Annotated in this window: 21 protein-coding genes; 13 read left to right on the top strand and 8 right to left on the bottom strand. The window is 68.7% G+C overall.

Annotation, left to right across the window (positions count from 1 at the left end; all coding sequences use genetic code 11):
* The first annotated feature begins 74 nt into the window (after window positions 1–74).
* Together ACU4E7_RS05055 and ACU4E7_RS05050 are read left to right on the top strand one after the other, a co-directional pair.
* Window positions 75–2,120, top strand: a complete 2,046-nt coding sequence (locus tag ACU4E7_RS05055) for a hydantoinase/oxoprolinase family protein (RefSeq protein WP_447020861.1) — start codon at window positions 75–77, stop codon at window positions 2,118–2,120.
* A complete protein-coding gene (locus tag ACU4E7_RS05050) occupies window positions 2,110–3,813 on the top strand; it encodes a hydantoinase B/oxoprolinase family protein (RefSeq protein ID WP_447020860.1) in 1,704 nt (567 codons plus the stop codon). Before ACU4E7_RS05055 ends, ACU4E7_RS05050 begins: the two co-directional genes overlap by 11 nt.
* A gap of 17 nt (window positions 3,814–3,830) precedes the next feature.
* Here ACU4E7_RS05050 and ACU4E7_RS05045 read toward each other — a convergent pair whose 3' ends face one another.
* On the bottom strand, window positions 3,831–4,568 hold the full coding sequence (locus tag ACU4E7_RS05045; protein ID WP_238123186.1) for a GntR family transcriptional regulator: 738 nt from the start codon (window positions 4,566–4,568) through the stop codon (window positions 3,831–3,833).
* A 103-nt stretch (window positions 4,569–4,671) separates the two neighbouring features.
* On the opposite strand from ACU4E7_RS05045, the gene ACU4E7_RS05040 reads away from it, so the two are divergent.
* The 8 genes from ACU4E7_RS05040 to ACU4E7_RS05005 are packed head-to-tail and all read left to right on the top strand — an operon-like array spanning window position 4,672 to window position 14,451.
* Window positions 4,672–5,496: an ABC transporter permease gene (locus ACU4E7_RS05040; RefSeq protein ID WP_447020859.1), complete on the top strand. Its 825-nt coding sequence runs from the start codon at window positions 4,672–4,674 to the stop codon at window positions 5,494–5,496.
* A complete protein-coding gene (locus tag ACU4E7_RS05035) occupies window positions 5,493–6,248 on the top strand; it encodes an ABC transporter permease (RefSeq protein ID WP_447020858.1) in 756 nt (251 codons plus the stop codon). The genes ACU4E7_RS05040 and ACU4E7_RS05035 overlap by 4 nt, the downstream gene beginning before the upstream one ends.
* 38 nt (window positions 6,249–6,286) lie before the next feature.
* Window positions 6,287–7,360 carry an ABC transporter substrate-binding protein gene (locus ACU4E7_RS05030; RefSeq protein ID WP_447020857.1) on the top strand — a complete coding sequence of 358 codons (1,074 nt, stop codon included), beginning with the start codon at window positions 6,287–6,289 and terminating at the stop codon, window positions 7,358–7,360.
* 1 nt (window position 7,361) lies between these two features.
* Window positions 7,362–8,117, top strand: coding sequence for an ABC transporter ATP-binding protein (locus ACU4E7_RS05025; protein ID WP_238123190.1), 756 nt, complete (start codon window positions 7,362–7,364; stop codon window positions 8,115–8,117).
* A 22-nt stretch (window positions 8,118–8,139) separates the two neighbouring features.
* The gene (locus ACU4E7_RS05020) at window positions 8,140–9,588 is read left to right on the top strand and encodes an MmgE/PrpD family protein (protein WP_447020856.1); all 1,449 of its coding nucleotides are present in this window, start codon (window positions 8,140–8,142) and stop codon (window positions 9,586–9,588) included.
* A complete protein-coding gene (locus ACU4E7_RS05015; protein WP_447020855.1) occupies window positions 9,585–10,688 on the top strand; it encodes a DSD1 family PLP-dependent enzyme in 1,104 nt (367 codons plus the stop codon). Before ACU4E7_RS05020 ends, ACU4E7_RS05015 begins: the two co-directional genes overlap by 4 nt.
* 27 nt (window positions 10,689–10,715) lie before the next feature.
* Window positions 10,716–12,803: a hydantoinase/oxoprolinase family protein gene (locus tag ACU4E7_RS05010; RefSeq protein WP_447020854.1), complete on the top strand. Its 2,088-nt coding sequence runs from the start codon at window positions 10,716–10,718 to the stop codon at window positions 12,801–12,803.
* A 10-nt stretch (window positions 12,804–12,813) separates the two neighbouring features.
* Window positions 12,814–14,451: a hydantoinase B/oxoprolinase family protein gene (locus ACU4E7_RS05005; protein ID WP_447020853.1), complete on the top strand. Its 1,638-nt coding sequence runs from the start codon at window positions 12,814–12,816 to the stop codon at window positions 14,449–14,451.
* Window positions 14,452–14,518: 67 nt separating this feature from the next.
* Here ACU4E7_RS05005 and ACU4E7_RS05000 read toward each other — a convergent pair whose 3' ends face one another.
* On the bottom strand, window positions 14,519–15,067 hold the full coding sequence (locus ACU4E7_RS05000) for a cupin domain-containing protein (protein WP_238123448.1): 549 nt from the start codon (window positions 15,065–15,067) through the stop codon (window positions 14,519–14,521).
* A 140-nt stretch (window positions 15,068–15,207) separates the two neighbouring features.
* On the opposite strand from ACU4E7_RS05000, the gene ACU4E7_RS04995 reads away from it, so the two are divergent.
* Window positions 15,208–16,569 carry an aminotransferase class III-fold pyridoxal phosphate-dependent enzyme gene (locus tag ACU4E7_RS04995; protein ID WP_447020852.1) on the top strand — a complete coding sequence of 454 codons (1,362 nt, stop codon included), beginning with the start codon at window positions 15,208–15,210 and terminating at the stop codon, window positions 16,567–16,569.
* An 18-nt stretch (window positions 16,570–16,587) separates the two neighbouring features.
* Here the strand turns inward: ACU4E7_RS04995 and ACU4E7_RS04990 are convergent, their stop codons facing one another.
* The 6 genes from ACU4E7_RS04990 to ACU4E7_RS04965 form a co-directional block, all read right to left on the bottom strand.
* Entirely contained in the window at window positions 16,588–17,988 is a 1,401-nt protein-coding gene (locus ACU4E7_RS04990; RefSeq protein WP_447020851.1) for an MmgE/PrpD family protein, read from the bottom strand.
* Between the two features lie 23 nt (window positions 17,989–18,011).
* Window positions 18,012–18,767: an SDR family NAD(P)-dependent oxidoreductase gene (locus tag ACU4E7_RS04985; protein ID WP_447020850.1), complete on the bottom strand. Its 756-nt coding sequence runs from the start codon at window positions 18,765–18,767 to the stop codon at window positions 18,012–18,014.
* A 69-nt stretch (window positions 18,768–18,836) separates the two neighbouring features.
* A complete protein-coding gene (locus ACU4E7_RS04980) occupies window positions 18,837–20,273 on the bottom strand; it encodes an aldehyde dehydrogenase family protein (RefSeq protein WP_447020849.1) in 1,437 nt (478 codons plus the stop codon).
* 12 nt (window positions 20,274–20,285) lie between these two features.
* Window positions 20,286–20,648 (bottom strand): RidA family protein, encoded by a 363-nt coding sequence (locus ACU4E7_RS04975; protein WP_447020848.1) that lies wholly within the window; start codon window positions 20,646–20,648, stop codon window positions 20,286–20,288.
* A 41-nt stretch (window positions 20,649–20,689) separates the two neighbouring features.
* Window positions 20,690–22,063 carry an acetyl-CoA carboxylase biotin carboxylase subunit gene (locus ACU4E7_RS04970; RefSeq protein ID WP_447020847.1) on the bottom strand — a complete coding sequence of 458 codons (1,374 nt, stop codon included), beginning with the start codon at window positions 22,061–22,063 and terminating at the stop codon, window positions 20,690–20,692.
* A gap of 53 nt (window positions 22,064–22,116) precedes the next feature.
* Window positions 22,117–22,962 (bottom strand): helix-turn-helix domain-containing protein, encoded by an 846-nt coding sequence (locus ACU4E7_RS04965; RefSeq protein ID WP_447020846.1) that lies wholly within the window; start codon window positions 22,960–22,962, stop codon window positions 22,117–22,119.
* 253 nt (window positions 22,963–23,215) lie between these two features.
* Here ACU4E7_RS04965 and ACU4E7_RS04960 point away from each other — a divergent pair, with 253 nt between their 5' ends.
* Together ACU4E7_RS04960 and ACU4E7_RS04955 are read left to right on the top strand one after the other, a co-directional pair.
* Window positions 23,216–23,746: a MaoC family dehydratase gene (locus tag ACU4E7_RS04960; protein ID WP_273546364.1), complete on the top strand. Its 531-nt coding sequence runs from the start codon at window positions 23,216–23,218 to the stop codon at window positions 23,744–23,746.
* The gene (locus ACU4E7_RS04955; RefSeq protein WP_447020845.1) at window positions 23,743–24,897 is read left to right on the top strand and encodes an acyl-CoA dehydrogenase family protein; all 1,155 of its coding nucleotides are present in this window, start codon (window positions 23,743–23,745) and stop codon (window positions 24,895–24,897) included. The genes ACU4E7_RS04960 and ACU4E7_RS04955 overlap by 4 nt, the downstream gene beginning before the upstream one ends.

Below are 24,897 nucleotides of genomic sequence, written 5' to 3'. Positions count from 1 at the left end.
TTTGCCGCCTCGCGGCCTGCCCTGATGGAGCCTTCGAGAGTGGAGGCTTCCATGCAACGGGTGAGGATGCGGCGGTGCTGATCGGCGTGGACGTGGGGGGAACCTTCACGGATCTGGTGCTCGCCGATGGCGCGGGCGTTTCGTTCCACAAGGCGCCCTCGACGCCGGATGATCCCTCGCGCGGGGTGGTGGATGCCCTGGAGGGCATGGCGGCCGCCCGTGGCGAGAGCCTCGATGCGCTGCTCGCCAAGGTCACCGTCTTCATCCATGGCACGACGGTCGCCACCAACATCCTGGTGCAGCGGGCCGGCGCTAAGCTGGGCCTCGTCACCACCCGCGGCTTCCGCGACCTGATCGAGCTGCGCGACGGCGCCCGCGAGAACCGCTACGCCCTGCGCACCGCGCCGCCGGAGCCCATCGTCGCGCGGCCGCTGCGACTGGAGGTAAGCGAGCGGGTGGGGGCCGACGGCACTGTCACCACCCCCCTCGATGCCACCGAGCTCGATGCGGCCATCGCCGCCTTGAAGGCGGCGGGAGTGGAAGGGGTGGTGGTCGCCTTCCTCCACGCCCATCGCCGGCCGGAACATGAATTGGCAGTGCGCGAGGCCATCGCCCGCGCCGGCTGGAGCCCGTTCGTGTCCCTGAGCCACGAGGTGCTCTCCCGCGAGGGGGAATATGACCGGCTCTCCACCGCTCTGGTGAATGCCTATGTGGGGCCGGGGCTGCGGGATTATCTGCAGCACCTGTCCGATCAATTGCAGGCGCGGGGCATCACCGTGCCCATCTTCGTCATGCAGTCGGCGGGCGGGGTACTGCCCATCGCGGCGGCGGCACGCCGGGCGGTGGGGGCGGTCACCAGCGGGCCGGCGGGCGGGGCCATGTCGGGGGCGCTGTTCGCCCAGGCGCTCGGCGCCGGCAACCTCGTCACCTACGACACCGGCGGCACCACCACCGACATCTGCGTGATCGAGAATGGCCGCCCGGTGGAGCGGGACAAGACCGATCTCGCCGGCCTGCGCATCACCGCACCGGCCATCGAGGTCAATCCCATCGGCATCGGCGGTGGCAGCCTGGCGCGCATGGATGCGAGCGGCATCCTGGCGGTGGGGCCGCGCAGCGCCGGTGCCGCGCCGGGGCCCGCCTGTTTCGGCAAGGGCGGCACCCGCGCCACCCTCACCGATGCCAATCTGGTGCTGGGCTTCATCTCGCCGGAGACCTTCCTCGGTGGGCGCATGCGGCTGTCGGTGGACGCCGCTCGCGCCGCCATCGCCGCCGATGTGGCGGAGCCCCTGGGGCTTTCGGTGGAGGAGGGGGCCTGGGCCGTGCACGTGCTCGCCACCTCCGGCATCACCGAAGGCATCCGCCTTGCCACCGTGCGGCGTGGCCGCGACCCGCGCGATTTCGCGCTGATGTCGTTCGGTGGCGCCGGGGGCCTCCACGCCAATGGGGTGGCCCGCGAATTGTCCATCCCGAAGGTGATCGTGCCGCGCATGGCCTCGGTGCTCTCGGCGGTGGGCTTCCTGGCGGCGGACATCCGCCAGGACCTGCAATGCACCCTCGATCGGCCCATCGGCGCCCTGAGCGCCCCGGAGATCGAGGCGGTGTTCGCCGATCTCGAGGCCCGCGCCCGCAAGCTCTTGGCGGAGAGTGGCGTGGGCAGCGCCGACATTCGCGTGCAGCGCTCCATGGAATGCCGCTATGCCCGGCAGATCCACGGCATTCCCGTCACGGTCGGCGCCAACTGCGATCCGGCGGCGCTGGAACAGGCCTTCACGCAGGCCTATCGCGGCCTCTACCACCACGCCCATGAGGGCGAGCCCGGCATCATCGATACCTGCCGGGTCTCGGTGTTCGGCGCCTTGCCCAAGCTGACCCTGCCCATGGAGGAGGAGGGGCCGGCCGATCCCACCCCGGCGCTGCGCGGCATCCGCGAGATCTATCTCAAGACCCCGCTGCGCGCGCCCATCTATTGGTTCGATGATCTGCGCGCCGGCATGCGCGTATCGGGTCCGGCCATCGTCGAATCCGCCTCCACCACCATTCTGGTCGAGCGCGGCAGCACCGGTATGGTGGACCGGTTCGGCAGCCTCGTCATCGAGAGCGTTTCAGATGTCCAGTGAACCGGTCCCCTCGCGCGAGCCGTTGAGCCCGCTCACCCTCGCCGTCGTCCGTCACAAGCTGAAGGCGGTGACGGAAGAGATGGTGGAGACCATGACCCACACCTGCTTCTCGCCGATCCTGAACCAGAATCAGGATTTCTCGGCGGTGGTGCTGGATGCGGATTTCCTCACCGTCTCCCAGGCCGAGCGGGTGCCCATCCACATGGGCGCCATGCCCCGCGCGGTGCAATTGATGGCGGAAGCCTTCGCCGACGATCTGGCGGAAGGTGACGTGCTGATGGCCAACGACCCCTATTGGGGCGGCAGCCACCTGCCGGACGTGACCTTGGCCATGCCATTTTTTGCCGACGGCAAAGTGCGCCTGTGGGTAGCGCTGCGCGCCCATCAGGGCGACATCGGCGGCATGTCGGCGGGCGGCTATGCGGCCGCCGCCACCGAGATCTGGCAGGAGGGCCTGCGCATTCCGCCGGTGCGGCTGGTGCACGCCGGCCAGCTCAAGGATGACGTGCTGCGTTTGGTGGCGGAGAATTCCCGCAAGCCGGGCGATCTGCGCGGCGATATCCTGGCCCAGCTCACCGCCGTGCGCCTTGGCGCCGGCCGGCTCGGCGATCTCTATGTCCGCTACGGCAGTGCCGAGATCGCCGCCTGCGTCAAGGCGGTGCTGGATGGCGGCGAGGCGGTGATGCGGGCGCTGCTCATGGGCTGCCAGGAAGGCCGTCACAGTGCCATCGGCCATATGGAATTTGCCGGCGCGACCGGGGGCCTTTTGCCCATTCCCGTCACCATCGACATCGCCGATGGCCGGGCGGTGGTGGACCTGTCCGCCTGTCCGGACCAGGTGAAGGCCTTCATCAATAGTCCCTTTGCCAACACCCGCGCGGCGGTGATGGTGGCGTTCCTCTATTTCAGTGGCGACGAGGACGGGCTCAATGACGGCAGCGCCCGCGCCATCGAGATCCGCACCCGGCCGGGCAGCCTGCTGGATCCGGTGGTGCCGGCGCCGGTGGGGGCCTGCACCTCCTCGACCGCCTGTGCCCTCATCGAAGCGGTGCTGCAGGCGCTGGAAGGGGCGGACCCGGCCCGCGCCATCGGCGGCTTCGCCCGCCGCTTCCGCTTCGCCCTCGCGGGGGCGGACCGGGCCGGGGCACCCTTCATCTGGCACTATTTCTTCAACAAGGGCGGCACCGGCGCCAGCGCGGGACATGACGGCTGGGTCAATATCGGCGGGCTGCACAATCCCGGCGGCACCGCCTCGCCCAGCGTGGAGCGCACCGAGGCCGCCTATCCGCTGGTGGTGGAGGAATACGCGCTCACCACCGACAGCGGCGGCGCCGGGCGCTGGCGCGGCGGCCTCGGCGGGCGGCTGGTGCTGCGCTACGAGGGCCCGGAACCGGCGGTGCTGAACGCCTCGGGCGAAGGGGTGCTGGTGCGGCCGGCGGGCACGGCCGGCGGTGCCGACGGGCCGGGCCACGCCTATGCCCTGGAGAGCGCCGGCACCTCCCATGCCATCGGCGTGCATGCGAGCGGGCTGAAGGTGGAGCCGGGCGCCCGCGTGGTGTGCCTGTCGGCCGGGGGCGGCGGCTATGGTGATCCGCGTCAGCGGGAGCGGGCGGCGGTGGCCCGGGATGTGGCCTCAGGCTATGTCAGCCCGGCGGCGGCGCGGGACATCTACGGGTTGGAGGATGCGGGATGAAAGGCACGCCGGCCGGTTCAATCCCCGCGGGTCTGCTGCACCACATAGTCGATGTGGAATTCGTCGCGATACATGGATTCGCCGCACACCAGCGGCCGCCGGTCGGCGCTGAACAGCACATAATCGCGGATCAGCACCGGCGCCCCGCGCTTCACCCCGAGCCGATCGGCGGTCTGGCCGCGGGCGGTGCCGGCGCGGATGCGCCCTTCCACCCGCTGCACCCTGAGGCCGAACGCCTCGTCGAGGATCTGGTGGAGCGACTTTTCCGCCAGCAGCGCGGGGGTGATGCGGCTGCCCAGCTCGTCGGGGATGATGCGGTGCTCAATGCTCATGGGCTTGCCGCCGACGAGGCGCAGGCGATCGAGCTCGAACACGGCGCCGCCGGGCTCCAGATGCAGCGCCTCGATCTCGCCGGGGCTGGCGGCACGCGGTGTGAAATGCAGGGTCTCATAGCCCACCCTCGCGCCCTTGGCGCTCACCTGCTCCTCGAACGAGCGCACCCGCGTGAGGTCGATGGGGGCGCTGAGGCGGGCCGGCGCCACGAAGGTGCCGCTGCCGGAGCGGCGCACGATCACCCCCTCGAACACCAGCTGCTGCAGGGCCCGCGCGACGGTGGCGCGGGTGGTGGAGAAGCGCTTGGCCAGTTCCGGTTCCGAGGGCGCGCGATCGCCTTCCGCCAGCCGCCCCGACGTGATCTCGTCGCGGATGAACTGCTGGATGCGCGCGTAGATCGGCGTGAAGTCGGTTGACGACAAAAGGCACCCCTTCAACCTGACTAGACAGCTAGTCAACTATGTGTCTAACTTTATCGTAACAGATGCGAGGGCGTAAGCCCCGAACCCTCCAGGGCCGATGGGAATGACGATCGAAACCGATGCCCCTGCCGCCGCGCCCGGACGCGCGGCCCGGCCGCCCGGCCCGAGAACGGGCCAGCGGTCCTTCGGCTTCCTTTATGCCGCCTCCATCGCCGCCGGGCTCGTGATCTGGCAGGTGGTGGCGCAGGGCTATTCCAGCTTCGTCCTGGCTTCTCCGGTGGCGGTGGCCGCCCGGCTGTGGAGCATGATCGCGAGTGGCGAGCTGCCGCTGGCCCTGGCAGGCTCCATGCAGCAGATGGTGGTGGGCTATGCCATCGCCTGCGCCATCGCCATTCCGGTGGGCATGGCCATGGGCCGGGTGCGCTTCATCAACGACCTGCTCGATCCCATCGTGAACCTCGTCTATGCGGTGCCGAGCGTCGCCTGGGTGCCATTCATCATGATCTGGTTCGGCCTCTACTTCGAGGCCCGGGTCGCCCTGGTGGTGATGATGTGCGTGTTCGACATGATCATCGTCGTCAGCACCGGTGCCCGCAATGCCGACAAGAAGCTGCTGAATGTCGGCCGGTCGTTCGGTGCCAGTCCCTGGCAGCGCACCCGGCTGGTGCTGCTGCCCGAGAGCCTGCCCTTCCTCTTCACCGCATTGCGTATCGGCGTGGTGCGGGCGGTGAATGCCATGATCACCGCCGAGCTGTTCCTTGCCGCGGTCAATCTCGGCGCCATCATGAAGCAGGCGGCGGTGCGGCTCGACAGTGCCGCGGTGCTGGGGCTTCTGGTGGTGCTGAGCCTCCTGGGCCTCGCCCTTCAGGAAGCGTTGCTGCTGGTGGAACGGCGCGTGTGCATCTGGCGTCCGAGGGCTCACGCATGATCGGCCGCTCGCTCCCCGTGAACATCCTCGGCATCGTGCTGCTGCTGGGGCTGTGGCAGCTCGCCGGTCAGCATCTGGGCGATGCCCTCCTGGCGACCCCTGTGCAGGCCGCTGGCGCCCTTGGCACCATCCTTGTCGATCCCGCCTTCTGGGCCGCCCTGTGGCGCATGATGTGGATGATGATGATCGGCTATGCGCTGGCGCTGGTGGTGGGGGTGCCGCTCGGCATCGCCATGGGGCGCAACGCGGTGATCAATGCCATCGTGAAGCCCTGGGCCGCCATGTGCATCGTCATCTCGGCAGCGGCCATCGTGCCCCTGTTCATCATCCTCATGGGGCGCGGGCTGGTGTTCAGCACCGCCATCGTGTTCGTGGTGACGGTCTGGTACGTGGTGATCTCCATCACCGAGGCGGCCCGCGCCGTCTCCCCGCGCCTTGTCAATGTGGCGCGCTCGTTCGGTGCCTCCGATGTCCAGCGCTTCCGCTATGTGATCCTGCCGGCGCTGCATCCTTATGTGATGATCGCTGCCCGGGTCGGCTTCGTGCATGCGCTGCGCGCCATGGTCACCGCCGAGATGTTCATCTCCGCCGGCTATGGCGGCCTGCTGAACGATGCCGGGCTCGATTTGTCCACGGCGCCGCTGTTCGCGCTGATCGTCATTTTGATGGTGGTCTCGGTCTCCGCCACCGCCCTCATGCGCTGGGTCGCCCACCGGGCCGCCCCCTGGTACGCGAGCCGGACCCGCGAGTGATGAGGCGTCTCCCCCATAACAAGCCAGAGGATCAACAGATGTCGCACTTCGACCATGTGAGCCGGCGCGGCTTCCTGCGCGCCGGAGCGGGCGCCGGCCTTGCCGCGGGGCTGGGTGGCCTTGGGGTGATCACCTTGGGCCCGGTGCCGGGGGCGATGGCCCAGACCGGCCGGGTGCTGAAGGTGAACACGCTCGCCTCCGCCGCTGCCATCAATGTGCCCATGCAGGCCGCGCTGCGTTCGCTGCTGCCGCAGATTCCCGGCTATGGCGAGCCCGAGGTGCGACCCACCAAGAAGATTCCGCAGATTGCCCAGGAGGTGATCGCCGGCGCCGCCGATTTCGGTGATGCGGACGTGGCCTCCACCCTGGCGGCGGCGGAAGCCGGCGCCGACGTCAAGATCATCGGCCTGTCCTACAACAACACCTCGCAGGTGGTGGTGTCGAACGCCGACAAGGTGAAGAGCCTGGAGCAGATTGCCGAGCAGGGCGGCACCATCGCTGTCAATTCCATCGGCGACTTCATGTATGTGATGCTGGTGGGCGCCCTCATCAAGCGCAAGATCGACCCGAAGAAGATCAACTTCATCGAGATGGGATCTTCCGGCGATCGCGCCCGCGCCCTCATCGCCGGCCGGGTGGATGCGGTGCCCATGCATGTGGAGCAGGCCGCCGAGCTTGCCACCCGGGGCAATTACCAGATCCTGGTGAAGCCCTGGCAGGAGTTCGGCAACTGGTTCAGCGCCATTGTCATGACCACCGCCAAGTGGCTGGAGCCGGACGAGAACAAGGCGGCCGCCGTGGCCCTGCTGAAGGCGGTGCTCACCTCCTTCCGCAAGACCAATTCCGACTATGCCTGGTACAAGCAGCAGGTGGCCACCTACGCCTCCTCCAAGGACCTCAAGGCGGCCGATGACGCTGTCCTGAAGCCGGTGTGGGAGACCCTGACCAAGGACATCAAGGCGTTCCCGAACGATATGCAGACCATGACGCCGGATGAATTCGCCAAGATGATCCCGGTCTACAAGGAGGCCGGCGCGCTCAAGGGCACGCTGAAGCTCGAAAACATCATCGATCGCACCTATGTGGATCGCGCGGTGAAAGAGCTCGCCTGAAATGGCTCATCTTTCCGTCAAGAACGTTTCCAAGGCCTTCGGCGGCGCGCCGGTGCTGGTGGATCAGTCGCTGGAGGTGGAGGAGGGCGAGTTCGTCGCGCTCCTCGGCCCCTCCGGCTGCGGCAAGTCCACCTTGCTGCAGATCATCAACGGCCTGGTGCCGGCGGATTCCGGAACCATCCTGCTGGATGGCAAGGACATCACCGGCAAGACCGGCACCGGTCGCGGCATGGTGTTCCAGGGGGCGGACCTGTTCCCCTGGCGCACCGCCTTGGAGAACGTCGCCTTCGGGCTGGAGGTGATGGGGGTCGGCAAGGCCGAGCGGCTGGAGCAGGCCCGGCATTACCTGCACCTCGTCGGCCTTGGCGGCTTCGAACACGCCTGGCCGCACCAGCTCTCCGGCGGCATGCAGCAGCGGGTGGGCATTGCCCGCGCCTTCTGCATCCGCCCCAGCCTGCTCTTGATGGACGAGCCGTTCGGCGCCCTCGACGTGCAGACCCGCGACATCCTGCAGGACGAGCTGGTCCGCATCTGGGAGGCGGAGCGCAAGATGGTGCTGTTCGTCACCCACGGCATCGAGGAAGCGCTGTACCTCGCCGATCGCATCCTGGTGTTCAGCAAGCGCCCGGCCCATGTGCTGCGGGAAATCGTGGTGCCGTTCGCCCGGCCCCGGCAGGAGAGCATGAAGCTCGATCCCGCCTTCCTGGACCTGCGACGCGAGATTTCCGATCTCCTGCGCCACGACATCCACGCCTGAACCCGTATCCCTGCGTGACGCCATGAACCAGATGACCCCTGCCCGCACGCCCGCTGCCCGCACGCCCCTGCCGCCCGCCGATCCTGCGATCGGACGGGCCGTCGCCACCACCCTCGCCGGCCTCAGCTTCGAGGATCTCCCGGCGGATGTGGTGCGCATCGTCAAGCTGTTCACCCTCGATACACTGGGGGTGATCGGCGGCGCGGCGCGGGCGCCGGGCATGGCGGAATTGACCGCGGCCCTGTCGGCCTGGGAAGCCTGCGGCAAGGCGACGATGCTGCTCACCGGCCGCACCGCCAACCCCGCCACCGCCGCGCTCGCCAATGGCGCCGCCGCCCACAGCCTCGATTTCGACGACCAGCATGATCCGGCCCGGGTGCATGTGTTCTGCGTGGTGCTGCCGGCGGTTCTGGCGGCGGTGGAGGCGAAGGAGACCCCGGTTTCCGGCCGCGAGATGATCACCGCGCTGGCGGTGGGCGTGGAAGTATTCTGCCGGCTCGGCCTCACCTGCTACAATTCGCTGGGGAAGGGGTGGCACCCCACCACGGCGCTCGGCACCATCTCCGCCGCCGCGGCCGCCGCCAAGGTGTTCGGGCTCGATGCCGAGCGCACGCTGAATGCCTTGGCCCTCGCCTTCGTGCAATTGTCTGGCACCACCCAGTTCATTGCCGACGGGGCGCTGGCGAAGCGGGTCGGCCCCGGCTTTGCCGCCCGTTCCGGCGTGCTCGCCGCCCATCTCGCCGCCAACGGCATCACTGGCCCGGCGCGCTTCCTGGAGGGCGAGGCGGGCCTGTTCAAGCTCTATGAGCGGGGCGAGGTGACGCCGGAGATCCTCACCGAGGGGCTCGGCAGGTCCTGGCACGTGCGCGACCTCTCCATGAAGCCCTATCCGTGCTGCCGCTGCGTGCACACCACCATCCAGCTGGCGCTGGAGCTGCGGGCTCAGGGGCTGAAGCCGGAAGACATCGTGCGCGGCACCATCGAATTGAGCGAGGTGAACCGCAAGATCGTCGGTGCGCCGTTCGATCGCACCCATCCCAATCCCGTGGTGCATGCCCAGTTCAACGCCGCTTATGCCTTCGCCGCCGCGCTGGTGGATGGCGGCGTGGAGATCGGCAGCTTCACGCCCGATCGCATCCGCGCCGATGACGTGGCGTTCGCCGCCCGCTTCTCCACCATCGCCGGTGCCGATATCGAACCCACCGCCATCGCCCCCGCCCGGGTGGTGCTGGAGCTTGCCGACGGCCGCACCCTGGTGGCCGAGCGCCAGACCATGAAGGGCGCCCCCGAGGAGCCCATGAGCGAGGCGGAGGTGTTCGCCAAATTCGCCTCCTGCCTGCGCTGGGGCTTCAACGCCGCCGACGCGCCGGTGGCGGCGCTGCAGGCGACGGTGATGAATCTCGACGCGCTGGACGAGGCCCGCGACGTGGTGAGCCTGTTCCTCGCCTGCCGGCCGGAGGTGCTGAAGTGAGCAGCTTCGCCGAGCTGATCGGCGTCCCCCTCGACGCCATCGATACCCCGGCGCTGCTGGTGGATCTCGACATCATGGAGCGCAATCTCCAGAGCATCGTCGGCGCCTGCCGGGCCGCCGGCGTCAACTGGCGGCCGCACTGCAAGGTGCACAAGTCCCCCGACATGGCGCGCCTGGAGATGGCGGCGGGTGCCATCGGCATCACCTGCGCCAAGGTCTCGGAGGCCGAGATGCTGGTGGATGCTGGCATTTCCGACATCCTCATCGCCAACCAGGTGGTGGGCCCCATCAAGATCGCCCGCCTGATGCGCCTGCAGGCCCGCGCCGACGTGGCGGTGGCGGTGGACGGGCCGGACAATGTGGCGGCGCTGGCCGCCGCCGCGGTCAAGGCCGGGGTTGTCCTCCGGGTGTTCATCGAGGTGGATACGGGCACCGCCCGCGCCGGCGTGCTGCCGGGGACGCCGGTGCTCGATCTGGCGCGGGTCATCACCACCTATCCGTCGCTGCGTCTCACCGGGGTGATGACTTGGGAGGGCCACACCACCCGCATCGCTGATCCTGAGGAGAAGCGCCACGCCATCACCGCGGCGGTGGGCTCCCTGGTGGCGAGCGCCGATCTGTGCCGGGCCCAGGGCATCCCCGTCGACATCGTGAGCTGCGGTGGCACCGGCACCTATGCCACCTCGGCCTTCGTGCCCGGTGTCACCGAGATCCAGGCCGGCGGCATCCTGTTCGGCGACGTGCATTATCACGACCTCTACCACGTGCCGCTCGAATATGCGCTGACGGTGCTGGCCACCGTCACCAGCCGGCCGACGCCTACCCGCATCATCACCGATGCCGGCAAGAAGGCCATGAGCACCGATGCCGGCACGCCGGTGCCGCTCGATGTGCCGCAGGTGGCGCAGGTGGGCTTTTCCGCCGAGCACGGCAAGATCGAGCTGGCCGCGCCCAGCGCCACCCCGCGGGTGGGCGATCGGCTGCGCTACGTGGTGGGCTATGCCGACACCACCGTGCATCTCCACAGCGAAATCTACGCCATACGCGACGGGCGCATCGCCCATGTGTGGCCCATCCCCGCGGGCGCGCGGCTGCGCTGAGCCCGTTCAAACATCGACGGAACCAACATGAAGCGGACTTCCTATCGCCTCGGTGTGGACATCGGGGGCACCTTCACCGATGTCGTGCTGATGCGGGATGACGGCACCATCTTCAGCAAGAAGGTGCTTTCGACGCCGAAGGACTACAGCCAGGGCATCGAAACCGGCGTCTCGGCGCTGCTCGCCGAGCTGTCGGTGGACGCGGCCGACATCGGCGAGTTCGTGCACGCCACCACCGTGGCCACCAACACCATCATCGAGCGCAAGGGCGCCAAGGTCGGCCTCGTCACCACCCGCGGCTTCCGCGACGTGCTGGAAATCGGCCGCTACCGCACCCCACGCCTCTACGACATCCATTACCGCAAGCCCGATCCCCTGGTGGAGCGGCGCCTGCGCCTGGAGGTGGAAGGCCGCATCGACGCCGACGGCGCCGAGCTGATCCCCCTCGACCGCGACAGCCTGGAGGCAGCGGCCGCCACCCTGAAGGCGGAAGGGGTGGAGGCGGTCTCCGTCACCTTCATCAATTCCTACGTCAATGCCAGCCACGAGCGCGAAGCGGCGGCGATCCTGGCCGAGCGCCTGCCCGGCGTGCCGGTGACCGCCTCGGTGGACCTCTTGCCGCAGCTCGGCGAATACGAGCGCACCAGCACCACGGTGGTGAATTCCTATATCCGCCCGGTGGTTGGCCGCTATGTGGATGCCCTGAAGGCGCGGCTCGACCGGCTCGGCATCACCGCGCCGCTGATGATCATGCAGTCGAGCGGCGGCATCTCCCCCGGCGACGTGGTGGCGCGCCAGCCCATCGACATCATCGAGAGCGGCCCCGCCGCCGGCGTGCTGGGCGGCCAGCGGCTGGGCGTGAAAATCGACGTGGGCGACATGCTGGTGTTCGACATGGGCGGCACCACCGCCAAGGCCACCGTCATCGAGCAGCACGCCTTCTCGCTCTGCCCCGAGACCGAGGTGGGCGGCGGCGCCGCGCTCGGCACGCGCATGATCAAGGGCGCCGGCTATCCGGTGCAGGTGCCCACCATCGACATCGCCGAGGTGGGGGCGGGCGGCGGCTCCATCGCCGCCAGCGATGCCGCCGGCGGCCTTCTGGTGGGCCCGCGCAGCGCCGGCGCCGAGCCCGGCCCGGTGGCCTATGGCCGGGGTGGCACTGATCCCACCGTCACCGACGCCAATCTGCTGCTGGGCTATCTCAACCCCAAGGCCCTGGTGAGCGGCGAGCTCTCCCTCGACATCGAGGGCGCGCGGACCGCCATGGCGGCCCTGGGCGAAAAGGTGGGGCTCTCCATCACCGACACTGCTTACGGCATCCATGCCATCGCCGATGCCACCATGCTGCGCGCCCTGCGCGGTGTGTCCTCTGAGAAGGGGCGCGATCCCTCCCAGTACACCATGCTCGCCATCGGTGGAAACGGGCCGGTGCATGCCTGCACCCTGGCCCATGCGGCCGGCATGACGCGCATCGTGGTGCCGCCGGTGGCCGGCCTGTTCAGCGCCCTGGGCATGCTGTTCGCCGATGTGGAGCACCAGCTGGTGGCGGCTTTCTACAAGCGCCTCGCCGAGGTGGACCGCGCCGCCCTCGATGCCGCTGCCGCGCCTTTGGTGGCGCGCGGGGTGGAGATGCTGCTCTCGGAGGGCTTCCGGGACGCGAGCCGGCGTCATCTCGCGCTGTTCGCCAATTTGCGCTACCTCGGCCAGACCGCGCCGCTCACCCTGCCGGTGCCGGACGGTGAGAACGCCCTGGCCGAGCTGGAAGCCGCCTTCCATGCCGAGCACCGCGCCGTGTTCGGCTATGACTCGCCGGGGGAGGCGATCCAGTTCGTGTCCCTGAAGCTGGTGTGCCACGGCGTGCCGGAAACCCCGCGCATGCCTGACCATGTGCAGCGTGGCGCCGAGAAGACGGCCGCCCAGACCGCGCGGCGCGCCTTCTTCGGCGATGCCGGCTGGATCGAGACACCGGTGATGCCGCGCCGCGCCCTCACCGCGCGCCCCATCGCCGGCCCGCTCATCATCGAGGAATACGACACCACGGTGGTGGTGCTGCCCGGCTGGGATGCGGCCATCGACGATTGGAACAATGTGGTGCTCACGCGCCGCCCCGCTTGAGGAGAGAAACATGATCACCATTGATCCGGTGCGCCGGGAGCTCCTCAAGAACGCCCTGGTGACCACCGCCGACAACGCGCTGGTGATGGTGACGCGCACCGCGCGCACCTCCAACGTGAAGAACTCCATGGATTTCTCGGCCGCCGTCTGCGACGCGCAGGGGCGGCTGGTGGCCCAGGGCCTCGCCGTGCCGGTGCATCTCGGCGTGGTGATGCCGGCGCTGGAAGCCTGCCTCGCCCATTTCGGCGACGACATCCATGAAGGCGACGTGCTGGCCAGCAACGATCCCTATTCGGGCTGCAGCCACCTGAACGACATCTTCACCTTCAAGCCGGTCTATGTGGACGGCCGGCGGGTGGCCATCGTCAGCCTCATCCTGCACCATTCGGACCTCGGCGGCCGGGTGCCCGGCGGCAATGCCGCCGACAGCATGGAAGTGTTCGAGGAGGGGCTGCGCATTCCGCCGGTGAAGATGGTGCAGAAGGGGGTGCCCAACGAGACCCTCATGCGCATCATCGCGTTCAATACCCGCGTGCCGGACCGGGTGATGGGCGATGTGCGGGCCCAGCTCGCCGCTTTGGACGCCGCCGCCGCCGAGGTGGAGAAGCTCGCCCGCAGCTGGCAGCCCGACGTGCTCGAAGCCTATCTCGACGACCTCATCAATTACGCCGAGACCCTGACCCGCGCCGACATCGCCGCGCTGCCCGACGGCGAGGTGGAGTTTGTGGAGTGGAACGATGACGACGGCGTCGGCAACGGGCCCATCCGCATTCACCTGAAGCTGACCAAGAAGGGCAGCGAGATCATCGCCGATTTCTCGCAGACCGACGATGACAAGGGCGGGGCGGTGCATTGCAACCGGGCCTTCGCCGTCTCCTGCACCTATGCCGCCATCCGCACCGTGCTCGGCCCGCAGATTCCCAACAATGCGGGGCTCTATCGCGCCATCACCGTGAACACCCGGCCGGGCACCTTCGTGGACGTGAGCTTCCCGGCGGCGGTGGGCTCGCGCGGGCAGGTGGGCTTCCGGCTGCGCTCCATCGTGCTCGGGGCCCTGGCGCTGCTGCTGCCGGGCCGCATGCCGGCCTGCGCCGGTGGCTCGGAATTCGCCATCGCCGCCTCCGGGGCGGACGGGGCCGGCCGGCGCTTCCTGCATCTGGAGTTCCACAACAACACCAGTCTCGGCGGCGGGCCCGATGCCGATGGGCAGGATGCCGGCCCCTATTGCATCGGCAACCTCGCCAACGTGCCGGTGGAGCTGATCGAGGCGGAAAACCCGCTGCGCATCGACGAATACGGCTTCCTGCCGGATACCGGCGGCGCCGGGCGCTATCGCGGCGGGCTCGGCCTGGTGCGGCAGTATCGGCTGCTGGCGGACGATGTGCAGGTGCAGGTGCGCTCCGACCGCTTCAAGTCGCAGCCGTTCGGCCTGTTCGGCGGTGGGGGCGGCGCCCATGCCCGCTCCATCCTCAATCCGGGCACGGCGGCGGAGGAGGCCCTGCCCTCCAAATTCACCCGCCGCTTCAACGCCGGCGACGTGCTGCGCTTCGAGATGGCCGGTGCCGGTGGCTACGGCCCGGCCGAGGAGCGCGACCCCGCCGCCATCGCCGAGGACATCCGCCAGGGCAAGGTGACCGCCGCCAGCTGACGGTTGTGCCTGAGAAACATGAGATCGCGCCGGGCACCCCGCCCGGCGCGATCTTGCGTTTGGGGGGTCAGAAGCTCGGCGGGGTCAGGGCACTGACCAGCTCGCAGGGCTCGGGTCCCACGCAGCGGAAGCGATGGGGTCGGCGGCTCTCGAAATAATAAGCGTCGCCCGGCCCGAGGATGCGCCGCTCGCCATCCACCGTCACCTCCAGCCGGCCGGACAGGATGATGCCGCCTTCCTCCCCCTCGTGGGCGAGGGGCACGCGGCCGGTATCGGCACCGGGGGCGTAGTGCTCCTTCAAGATCTGCAGGGCCCGGCCGAACAGGCTGTCGCCGATCTGGCGATAGGAGATCGCGCCCTTGCCGATCTCCACCAATTCTTCGGCCGCATAGAACACCTGGGTGGGCTTTTCCGGCTCCAGGGCGAAAAATTCCGCAAGGCCGATGGGGATGCCGTCGAGGATGCGCTTCAGCGCCCCCACCGAGGGGTTCACCGCATTGGATTCGATCAGCGAGATGGAGGAATTGGTCACCCCGGCCCGCTTGGCGAGGGCCCGTTGGGACAGGCCATGCCGGGTGCGCACGAAGCGCAGCCGCGCGCCCACATCCATCTCCATGGCATCCCCCTGTTTCAGGCGTTCAAGATCCGCAACAGATGCGGTCATGACCATTAGAAATCAGTGGCTTGCGGGAATCAAGAAAAGGACTTGTTGGCAAATCGCGAACCGGATCTGCTGGCCGCGAAGGAGACCTTCCGATGACCGCTGCCCCCAAGTCCGCCTTGTCCAACGCCGCCCCGCTCGAGGCTTATTGGATGCCCTTTACCGCCAACCGCCAGTTCAAGGCGGCGCCGCGGCTGCTGGCTGCGGCGGAGGGCATGTATTACACCACCGTGGACGGGGCGAAGGTGCTGGATGGCACGGCGGGCCTGTGGTGCGTGAACGCCGGCCACGGCCGCGCCAGGATTGCCGAGGCGGTGGGCCGGCAGCTCGCCACCCTCGATTATGCACCCTCCTTCCAGATGGGCCATTCGCTGGCCTTTGAATTCGCCGAGCGGCTCGCGGCCATCGCCCCCGGCGGGCCGGAGGCGGGGCTCGACCGCGTCTTCTTCACCGGCTCCGGCTCGGAATCGGTGGATACGGCGCTGAAGATCGCGCTCGCCTATCAGCGCGCCATCGGCCAGGGCACCCGCACCCGGCTCATCGGCCGCGAGCGCGGCTATCACGGGGTGGGCTTCGGCGGCATCTCGGTGGGCGGCCTCGTCAACAACCGGCGCACCTTCGGCCCGCTGCTGCCGGGGGTGGATCACCTGCGCCACACCCATGATCCCGCCCGCAACCGCTTCGTGCGCGGCCTGCCCGAGCATGGGGTGGAACTGGCGGACGATCTGGAGCGCCTGGTGGGCCTGCATGGGGCGGATACCATCGCCGCCGTCATCGTCGAGCCCATGGCCGGTTCCACCGGCGTGCTGCTGCCGCCCAAGGGCTATCTGGAGCGGCTGCGGGAGATCACCAAAAAATACGGCATCCTGCTGATTTTCGATGAGGTCATCACCGGTTTCGGTCGCCTGGGGGCGCCGTTTGCCACCGATTATTTCGGCGTCGTGCCGGATATCATCACCACCGCCAAGGGCATCACCAACGGCGCCGTGCCCATGGGTGCGGTGTTCGTGAGCCGGGCGGTGCATGATGCGATGATGCAGGGGCCGGTGGAGGCCATCGAGCTGTTCCACGGCTACACCTATTCCGGCCATCCGGTGGCCTGCGCCGCCGGTCTCGCCACCCTCGACATCTATGCGGAAGAGGGCCTGCTCACCCGTGGCGCCGGCCTGGCCGATCTGTGGGCGGACACCATGCACGACCTGAAAGCCGCGCCCAAAGCCGCGCCCCATGTGTCGGACATCCGCACCATCGGCCTCGTCGCCGGCATCGAGCTGGACTCCCGGCCCGGCGCGCCGGGCGCGCGCGCCTATGACGTGTTCGTGGACTGCCTCGCCAAGGGCCTGTTGATCCGCGTCACCGGCGACATCATCGCTCTGTCGCCGCCGCTGATCGTCACGCCGGCGCAGATCGGCGAGATGGCGCAGATCCTCGCCGGAGCCATCGCCCGCGCGGCGTGATGCGGGCGGCGCGGCCCTTCAGCCCGGGCGGGCGAGGGTCGCGCGCAGCTCCGACAGCCAGGGGGAGAGGGTCGCCATCTCCCCCAGCCGCAGCCCCTGTTCGAACAATTGCTCCACCGTCTCCGCATCGGCATGGGGCGCGGCCCGCAGCAGGCAGTCCCGCCATTTGGCGCGCAATTGCGCGGGGGTGACCGGATCGGCCGACGAGCCGGGCGGAAGGGTCACCGTGTAGGACAGGCTTTGCCCGGAGGTGGTGGTGATCTGCACCGTCACCGGCGCGTGGGCGATGGCGGCGCCGGAGAGTGCGGCGCCCGTGCGCTCGGCGAGAATGATGTCGTGCAGGCGGGCCTGGATCTGTGGCCGCATGACCTGCTCATCGGTGAAGCTCGCGAGGGTGATCTCCCCATCGGCCAGGGCCGCGGCGACGCAATAGGGTCCGCTGAACAGCGCCTCGAGCCCGGTGCGCGGAAAGGGATGGATCAGCGGGCCGCTGCCGCCCGGCGGCATCTCCACGTGAGCGGCGCGCACCGTGGTAAGATCCAGCCCGTGGGCGCGGCGCAAGGCGAGGGTGGCCTCGGCGATCTTGTGCAGCATGTAGCAGCACGGATAGCGCTTCTGCTCAAACCCCGGCTCCACCAGCGCGAACGGCGCGCCGAGGCGGATGGCGCCCAGCCCGGACGTTTCCCCGCCGGAGAAGGCATGGAGAAAGCCCACCGGCCCGTCGAAGGCCTCCTGCGCGCCGGTGAGGCCGCCGGCGGCCCATTGCGCCGCCTTGAGGCCATGGGCGGCGGCCAGCCCCACATGCAGGGATTTCACCGGCGTGCCGAAATTGGCTCGGATGCCGCCGGCGAGGCTGGCGGCCATGGCCAGAGCGTGGCCGGTGCGGCGGGCATCGAGCCCCATGAGGCGTGCGCCGGCGGCCGCCGCGCCGAGCGGGCCGAGAATGGCGGTGGCGTGGAAGCCGAGGCCATAGGGGCGAAAGCCCATGGCTTCGCCCACCCGGATCATCACCTCGGTGCCCACCGCGAAGGCGGCAAGGATCGCCCGGCCGGAATGGCCGCACGACAGGGGCAGGAGGCTCGCGAGCACCGGCGCGCTGGGATGGCACAGAGCCAGCATGCTCACGTCGTCATAATCGAGCACGTGGCTCGCCACGCCGAACAGCAGCGCCGCGTCGTCCGCCCGGTAGGTGAGGGGGGCCCAGAAGGAGGGCGTGCCGGCCACCGATCCATCCCTGGGCAGGGTGGCGGCCAGCTGCAGCGCCGCCGGCTCGCGCCCGCCCGCCAGGGTCACGGCCAGGGTATCGAGCAGCAGCGGGACGGCCCGCGCGGTCACCTCAGCCGGGATCTCCGCCGAAGTGATGAAGGTGGCGAGGGCGCCGGTCGAGCCGGCGCCAGGGGCATCCTGCGGCGTCTCCATCGCGTGCTCCCCGCCGTTGGCGCTCAGTTGTAGTGGGCGCCGGCGTTGAGGCCGATGATCTGGCCACTGATGTAGTGGCTGTCATCGGAGGCGAGGAACAAAGCGATGCCGATCATGTCCTCGACCCCGCCCTTCTTGCGGATAGCCTGGGAGGCGATCACCCCCGCCCACTGATCCTCGGTGATGGTCTTGCGCGGCACCTCGGTGGCGATGCCGTGGGGGCTGATGGCGTTGACATTGATGTCGAACGGCCCGAGCTCGGTGGCGAGCACCCGGGTCAGCGCCACCACGGCGCCCTTGGAGCACACATAATGGGCGTAGCCGGGCCGGCCCGTATCCACCACCACCGACGACATGTTGATGATCTTGCCGTAGCGGTTCTGCTTCATGATCGGCGCCACCGCCTTGGCGCACAGGAACACGCCGCGGGTGTTGACCGCGAACATGCGGTCCCACTCCTCCACCGAGATCTCCTCGAACCCCTTCAGGGTGAGGGTGGAGAAGACCGCCGCATTGTTGATGAGGATGTCGATGGAGCCGAAGGCGGCCTTGGCGGCGTCCGCCATGGCGCGGGTGCTGGCCTCGTCGGACACGTCGGTGGCCACCGCGATGGCCTTGCCGCCGTCCGCCTTCACCTCGTCCGCAACCGCCGTGGCGGCTGCAAGATTGGTGTCGGCGATGACGACGGCGGCACCGCGGCTGCCGAAGGCCAGGGCATAGGCCCGGCCGATGCCCTGGCCGCCGCCGGTGATCACCACAACTTTGTCGGTAAAGCTCATGACGCGGGCTCCTGAAGCCAGGTGGGATGCCCGCGCGGCCCCCGGCCGCAGGCGGGCGGGGGGCAAGGATCAGCCGTGGCCGAAGATGGATTTGACTTCCAGATAGCTCTCAAGGCCGTAGCGGCCCCATTCCGAGCCGTTGCCGGACGCCTTGTAGCCGCCGAACGGGGCGGCGAAATCGGAGAAGGCGCCGTTGATGTGCACCATGCCGGCGCGGATGCGCCGGGCGACGCGGCGGGCGCGATCGAGATCCGCCGACCAGACGTAGCTGGAGAGGCCATAGGCCGTGTCGTTGGCGATGGCGATGGCCTCTTCCTCATGGTCATAGGGGATGAGGCAGGCGACCGGGCCGAAGATCTCCTCGCGGGCGATGCGCATGGCGTTGTCCACGCCGGAGAACACGGTGGGGCGGACGTAAAAGCCCAGGTCGAGCCCCTCCGGGCGGCCGGGCCCGCCGGTGACGAGCCGGGCGCCGGCCGCGAGGCCATCGGCGATCAGCGCCTGGATGTGGGCGAACTGGCGGGCATTCACCACCGGGCCCATGACGGTGGCGTCATCACCGGGTGGGCCGACGACGAGGCCTTCGGCGGTCTGGCGGGCCACGGCTTCGGCCTCCGCGAGGCGGGCGCGGGGCACCAACAGGCGGGTCGGCGCGTCGCAATTCTGGCCGCTGTTGAGGAAGGCGCCCTTCAGGGTGGCGCTCACCGCTTTGTCCAGCGGCGCATCGTCGAGGATCAAAGCGGGGGACTTGCCGCCCAGTTCCTGGTGCACCCGCTTGACGCTCTCCGCCGCCGCCTGGGCGACCGCCACGCCGCCCCGGTTGGAACCGGTGAAAGACACCATGTCCACATCCCGGTGGCGCGACAGGGCGGCGCCGACGCCGGCGCCGGTGCCGTTCACCAGGTTGAACACGCCCGATGGCACCCCGGCCTCATGCAGGATTTCGGCAAACAGGAGGGCGGAAAGCGGGGCTTCCTCGCTGGGCTTCAGCACCATGGTGCAGCCGGCGGCGAGCGCCGGCGCCACCTTGCAGCCGATCTGGTTCATCGGCCAGTTCCAGGGGGTGATGAGGGCGCATACGCCGATGGGTTCGCGCACCACGCGGGTGGGGCCCATCTGCTCTTCCCCATCAAAGCCGCGCAGCGCCTCCGCGGCTTGCCGCAGGTGGGCGAGGCCGGCGGCCGCCTGGGCGCGCCTGGCGATGCGCTTGGGCGCGCCCATCTCCTGCGAAATGGCCGCGGCCATGTCGTCGAGGCGGGCCTCATAGAGTGTGGCGATGCGCTCCAGCAGTGCCACCCGCTCGGCGGCGGGGGTGGTGCTGAAGCGGGCGAAGGCCGCGCGGGCGGCGGCCACGGCCGCATCCACATCCTGTTCGTCGCCCAAGGCGACGGTGCCGATGGGCGCCTCGGTCGCCGGGTCGATGAGCGCGGCGCGCTCCGCCGAGGCCGGGGCGCGCCAGGCGCCGTCGATATAGAAGTCGAGAAGGTGGGAGCTGGGATGAGCCATGACCGCCTGCGCTCAGCGTGCCGCGATGATGATGACTTCGACGCCCAGCGCCGGACGGTTCAGCTTGGCCTCGTAGCAGGCCCGGCCGGGGGTGTGGCCCTGCGGGATCCAGGCATCCCAAACCGAGTTCATCTCATCGAAGGAGGCCATGTCGCCGAGCAGGATGGTGGCCTGCAGGATGCGCTCCTTGCTGGAGCCGACGGAGGCGAGGTGGCGCTCCACATTGCCGAGGATCTCCTCGGTCTGCTCGCGGATCGAGGCGCCGGCCTTTTCCCTGGCCACCTGTCCCGCCAGATAGACGGTCTCACCGCCATGGATGCTGACCTGGGACATGCGAGGGCCGATGCCGAGGCGTTCGATGGGCGTGCTGCTCATATTGGGCTTCCGCTGTGTGGGAGGGGAAAGGACGTCGGCGCTCAGGCGGCCGCGGGACGCGGCGGGATCAGCATGGCGCGGCGACGCTCGATAAAGCCGGTATCGACGCGGCCAGCGGCGAATTCCGGGTCTTCGAGGCAGGCGATCAGGAAGGCCTTGTTGGTGGTGGGGCCGTCCACCATGAAGGCCTTGAGGGCCTCGATGGCGCGCAGGCGCGCCGCGTCGCGCGTCTCGCCGTGAACGACGAGCTTGGCGATCATGGGATCATAGAAGGGGGTGATGGCATCGCCTTCGCGATAGGCGGAATCCACCCGCAGGCCGGGTGCGGCGGGTGGCTCCGCATAGGTGCTGAGCATGCCGGGGGAGGGCAGGAAATTGCGGGCGGGATCTTCCGCATAGAGCCGGCATTCGATGGCGTGTCCGGAGGTCGCCACGCTCTCCTGGTCGAAGGGCGCGAGGGTGCCGGCGGCAAGGTCGAGCTGCAGGCCCACCAGATCACGGCCGGTGACCATCTCCGTCACCGGATGTTCCACCTGGATGCGGGTGTTCATCTCCAGGAAGAAGTAGGTTTCCTTCTCCACATCGAAGATGAATTCCACGGTGCCGGCGCCGGCATATCGGGTGGCCGCGCACAGCCGCACGGCGGCGTCCGCCATGGCGTGCCGCACCGCGGCTGGGAGGCCGGGGGCGGGGCTCTCCTCGATCACCTTCTGGAACCGGCGCTGCAGCGAGCAGTCACGTTCGAACAGGTGTACCGCCCGGCCATCGCCGAAGCCGAACACCTGCACCTCCACATGGCGGGCGGTGGGCACGAAACGCTCGAAATAAATGGTGCCGTCGCCGAAGGCGCGGGCCGCCATGGAGCGGGTGGCGGCCACCACGGCGGCGAGGCCTTCGGCGGCATCCACCCGGCGCATGCCTATGCCACCGCCGCCCGCCGCCGCCTTCACCAGCAGCGGATAGCCGACCGCATCGGCGGCCTGTTGCCAGCCCTCCGCGGTGCCCTCGAAACGGGCGCTGCCGGGCACCACGGGCACGCCGGCGCCTTGCGCGATTTCACGGGCGCGCTGCTTGTCGCCCATGGCGCGGATGGTCTGCGGCGCGGGGCCGATCCAGGTGAGGCCGGCGGCGATGACGGCGGCGGCGAAATCCGCATTCTCCGCCAGGAAGCCGTAGCCGGGATGGAGGGCATCGGCCCCGCACCGGAGCGCGGCGGCGATGACGGCATCGCTCTTCAGATAACTCTCGCGCGCCGCGGCGGGGCCGAGCAGAACGGCTTCGTCCGCTTCCGCCACATGGGCGGTGCCGGCGTCCGCCTCGGAATAGACGGCCACCGTCGCCAGGCCGCGCTGGCGGCACGAGCGGAAGATCCGGCGGGCAATCTCCCCCCGATTGGCCACGAGAATTTTCTTCATCGGGTCAGCCTTGCGTTCAGCGATGTGGGGCGGCGGAGGAGCCCGCCGGGCCGCTACTGGCGGGAGGGCGCGCGGCCTCCCGATGCCGGCGGGGTGACCACCCAGATCACCCGCGCCTCCTCGTCGGAATCATTGTCCACGCGATGGCGCAGCATGCTGGAGAAGCGGAAGCTGTCGCCTTCCTCCAGCACATAGGTGTCATCGCCGATCAGCAGCTTGATGCGGCCCTTGACGACTACGCCGGCCTTCTCGCCATTGTGGTTGTAGAGGGCGCCGCCGGAAGTGCCGCCGGGGGCGAAGCGGAACTCCCACATCTCCATCAGGCTGGAGCCGGGCGGCATCAGGAACATCTTGTTGATGCCGGTGGTGGTGAGGTTCAGGCAATGCCGCTCGTTCGCACGCACGATGAACGGGTTGGCGGTGGGCGGAACATTGTCGCCCTCGAAGAACTGGGTGATCGGCACATCGAGGGCGCCGGCGAGCAGCCGCAGGGTGCGCAGCGAGGGGGTGGCGAGGCCGCGCTCGATCTGGCTCAGCATGCCGGTGGAGATCATGGCCTGTTCGGCGAGCTTGCCGAGCGACCAGCCGCGGCGCAGTCGCTCGGCGCGCACCACCGCGCCCACCCGGGCATCGGCCTCGGCATGGATGTCGTCGGCGCTGGGCTCCGAGGTGTCGGCAGGTGGGGTGGCGGCCACCGGCTCGCTCGCAGCCTTGGCCTGACTATCCTTCGTCTTCCCGCCTTTCGATTTGGTCTCGTGCGCCAGGTTTTCGTGCGTCTTGCTGTCGTTTGCCTTGGCGTGATCGGGCGCCGCGCCCTCGGCCCCGGTGGCATCCACCGGGCGGGTCGCGGCCGTCGCCGCCTTCTGCTTGGCCGTCGTGGCCTTCGATGTGTCTTTCACGGTCGTCTTTCCACCCCCGGATGAGTCACTCAACGCCCCTGCGCGCCGGCCTCCCGGGGTCTCCTCACGACAATTAGTGTGATCGAAAATTTCCTGTCAAGTTTCGATGTCATCAAAATATCAGCCATTGACATTTTGTTTCATCACATCAAACTGAGTGCACTGAATTTAATGTGTCTAAATGTTGGGCACGCAGATTCGGCGCGGCCTGCGGGCCGGGGTCACGCGTGTGGCTGGAGGCTTCGCGTTTGATATGACGAGTGATTTCCTGAAAACCGCGGTGCCTGTTCCCAAAGGCAACCACTTCGAGGCGTTCGAGATCGGTCGCCGCTTTGAGCACCATTGGGGGCGCACGCTGCGCAATTCCGAGGCAGCGCTGTTCTCCACCCTCACGCTGCACTTCAACCCGCTCTACTTCAATCGCGAGTATGCAATCGCGCTCGGCCACCCCGAGACGCCGGTGAACCCGCTCATGGTGTTCACCCTGGTTCTCGGCCTCTCGGTGGAGGACCTCTCGGAGGTGGGCGGAGCGTTTCTCGGGGTCGACGACCTTGCCTATGAGGCGCCGGTCTATCCCGACGACACGCTCACCGCTCGCTCCACGGTCACCGGCCTGCGGGAGTCCTCGTCCAACGCCATGATGGGCATCGCCACCTGGCACACCGAGGGCTTCAACCAGCGCGGTGAGCGGGTGATCTCGTTCGTGCGCACCAACATGGTTCCGCGCGCCAGGCCCCGCCAGGATGCGGGAGCGGAAAACGCCCAGCAGGAAACGGCTCAATGACCTATATGACCGAAGAGCGGCGCGCCATTCAGGAGCATGCCCGCGCGTTCACCCGCCGCGAGGTGATCCCGCTCGCCAACAAGCTCGATCCCGAGCGGGCGGACATCCCCATGGCGCTGCGCGACAAGCTGGGCGAGCTCGGCTATTTCGGCATCCTCATTCCGGAGGAATACGGCGGCCTCGGCCTCGGCTGCTTTGAATATTGCCTCGTCTCCGAGGAGCTGGCGCGCGGCTGGATGTCGGTGGGCTCCATCATCGTGCGCGGCAACCTGCTGATCGGCAGCCACCAGATGAGCGAGGCCCAGCGCAAGCACTTCCTGCCCAAGATGGCGGCCGGCGAGATGGTGGGCGCCTTCGCCATGTCCGAGCCGGGCGCCGGCTCGGACGTGGCCTCCATGACTACCCGCGCGGTGAAGGACGGCGACAGCTATCTCGTCACCGGCAACAAATACTGGTGCACCTTCGCGAAAGAAGCCGATTTCATCATCCTGGTGGCGCGCACCTCCAAGGCGCCGCCGGAAAAGCGGCATCTCGGCCTGTCCATGTTCATCTTCGAGAAGAAGCGGGGTGAGTTCCCCGAAGGCATGGCCGGATCTCCCATTCCGAAAATCGGCTATTTCGGCATGAAGACCTATGAGCTGGCCTTCGACAATTTCCGCATTCCCGCCGAAAACATGATCGGTGAGGAAGGCAAGGGTTTCTATTACGCCACCCAGGGGCTGGAAAGCGCCCGCGCCCAGACGGCGGCGCGGGCCGTGGGTGTCGCCCGGGCGGGGCTGGAAGACGCCATCACCTATTCCAAGGAACGGGTGCAGTTCGGCCAGCCCATCGCCGCCTTCCAGGAAACCCGCTTCAAGATCGCCCGCATGGCCACTGAGGTGGAGGCCTGCCGGCAGTTCACGCATTTCGTGTGCAACCAGATCGACACCGGCGTGCGCTGTGACCGCGAGGCCTCCATGGCCAAATATATCGCCAGCGAGATGGCCGAGCGGGTGACCTCGGACGCGCTGCAGATCCATGGCGGCGCCGGCTACACCACCCATCACGCGGTGGAGCGCTATTGGCGTGACGCGCGCCTGACCAAGGTGTTCGAGGGCACCTCCGAGATCCAGCTGCGGGTCATCTCCGACAGCCTTCTGGGGAGGATGTGA

This window comes from Xanthobacter sp. ZOL 2024 (assembly GCF_052932325.1).
The sequence above is the reverse complement of the archived record's forward strand: the minus strand, read 5'-3'. Positions and strand labels throughout refer to the sequence as shown.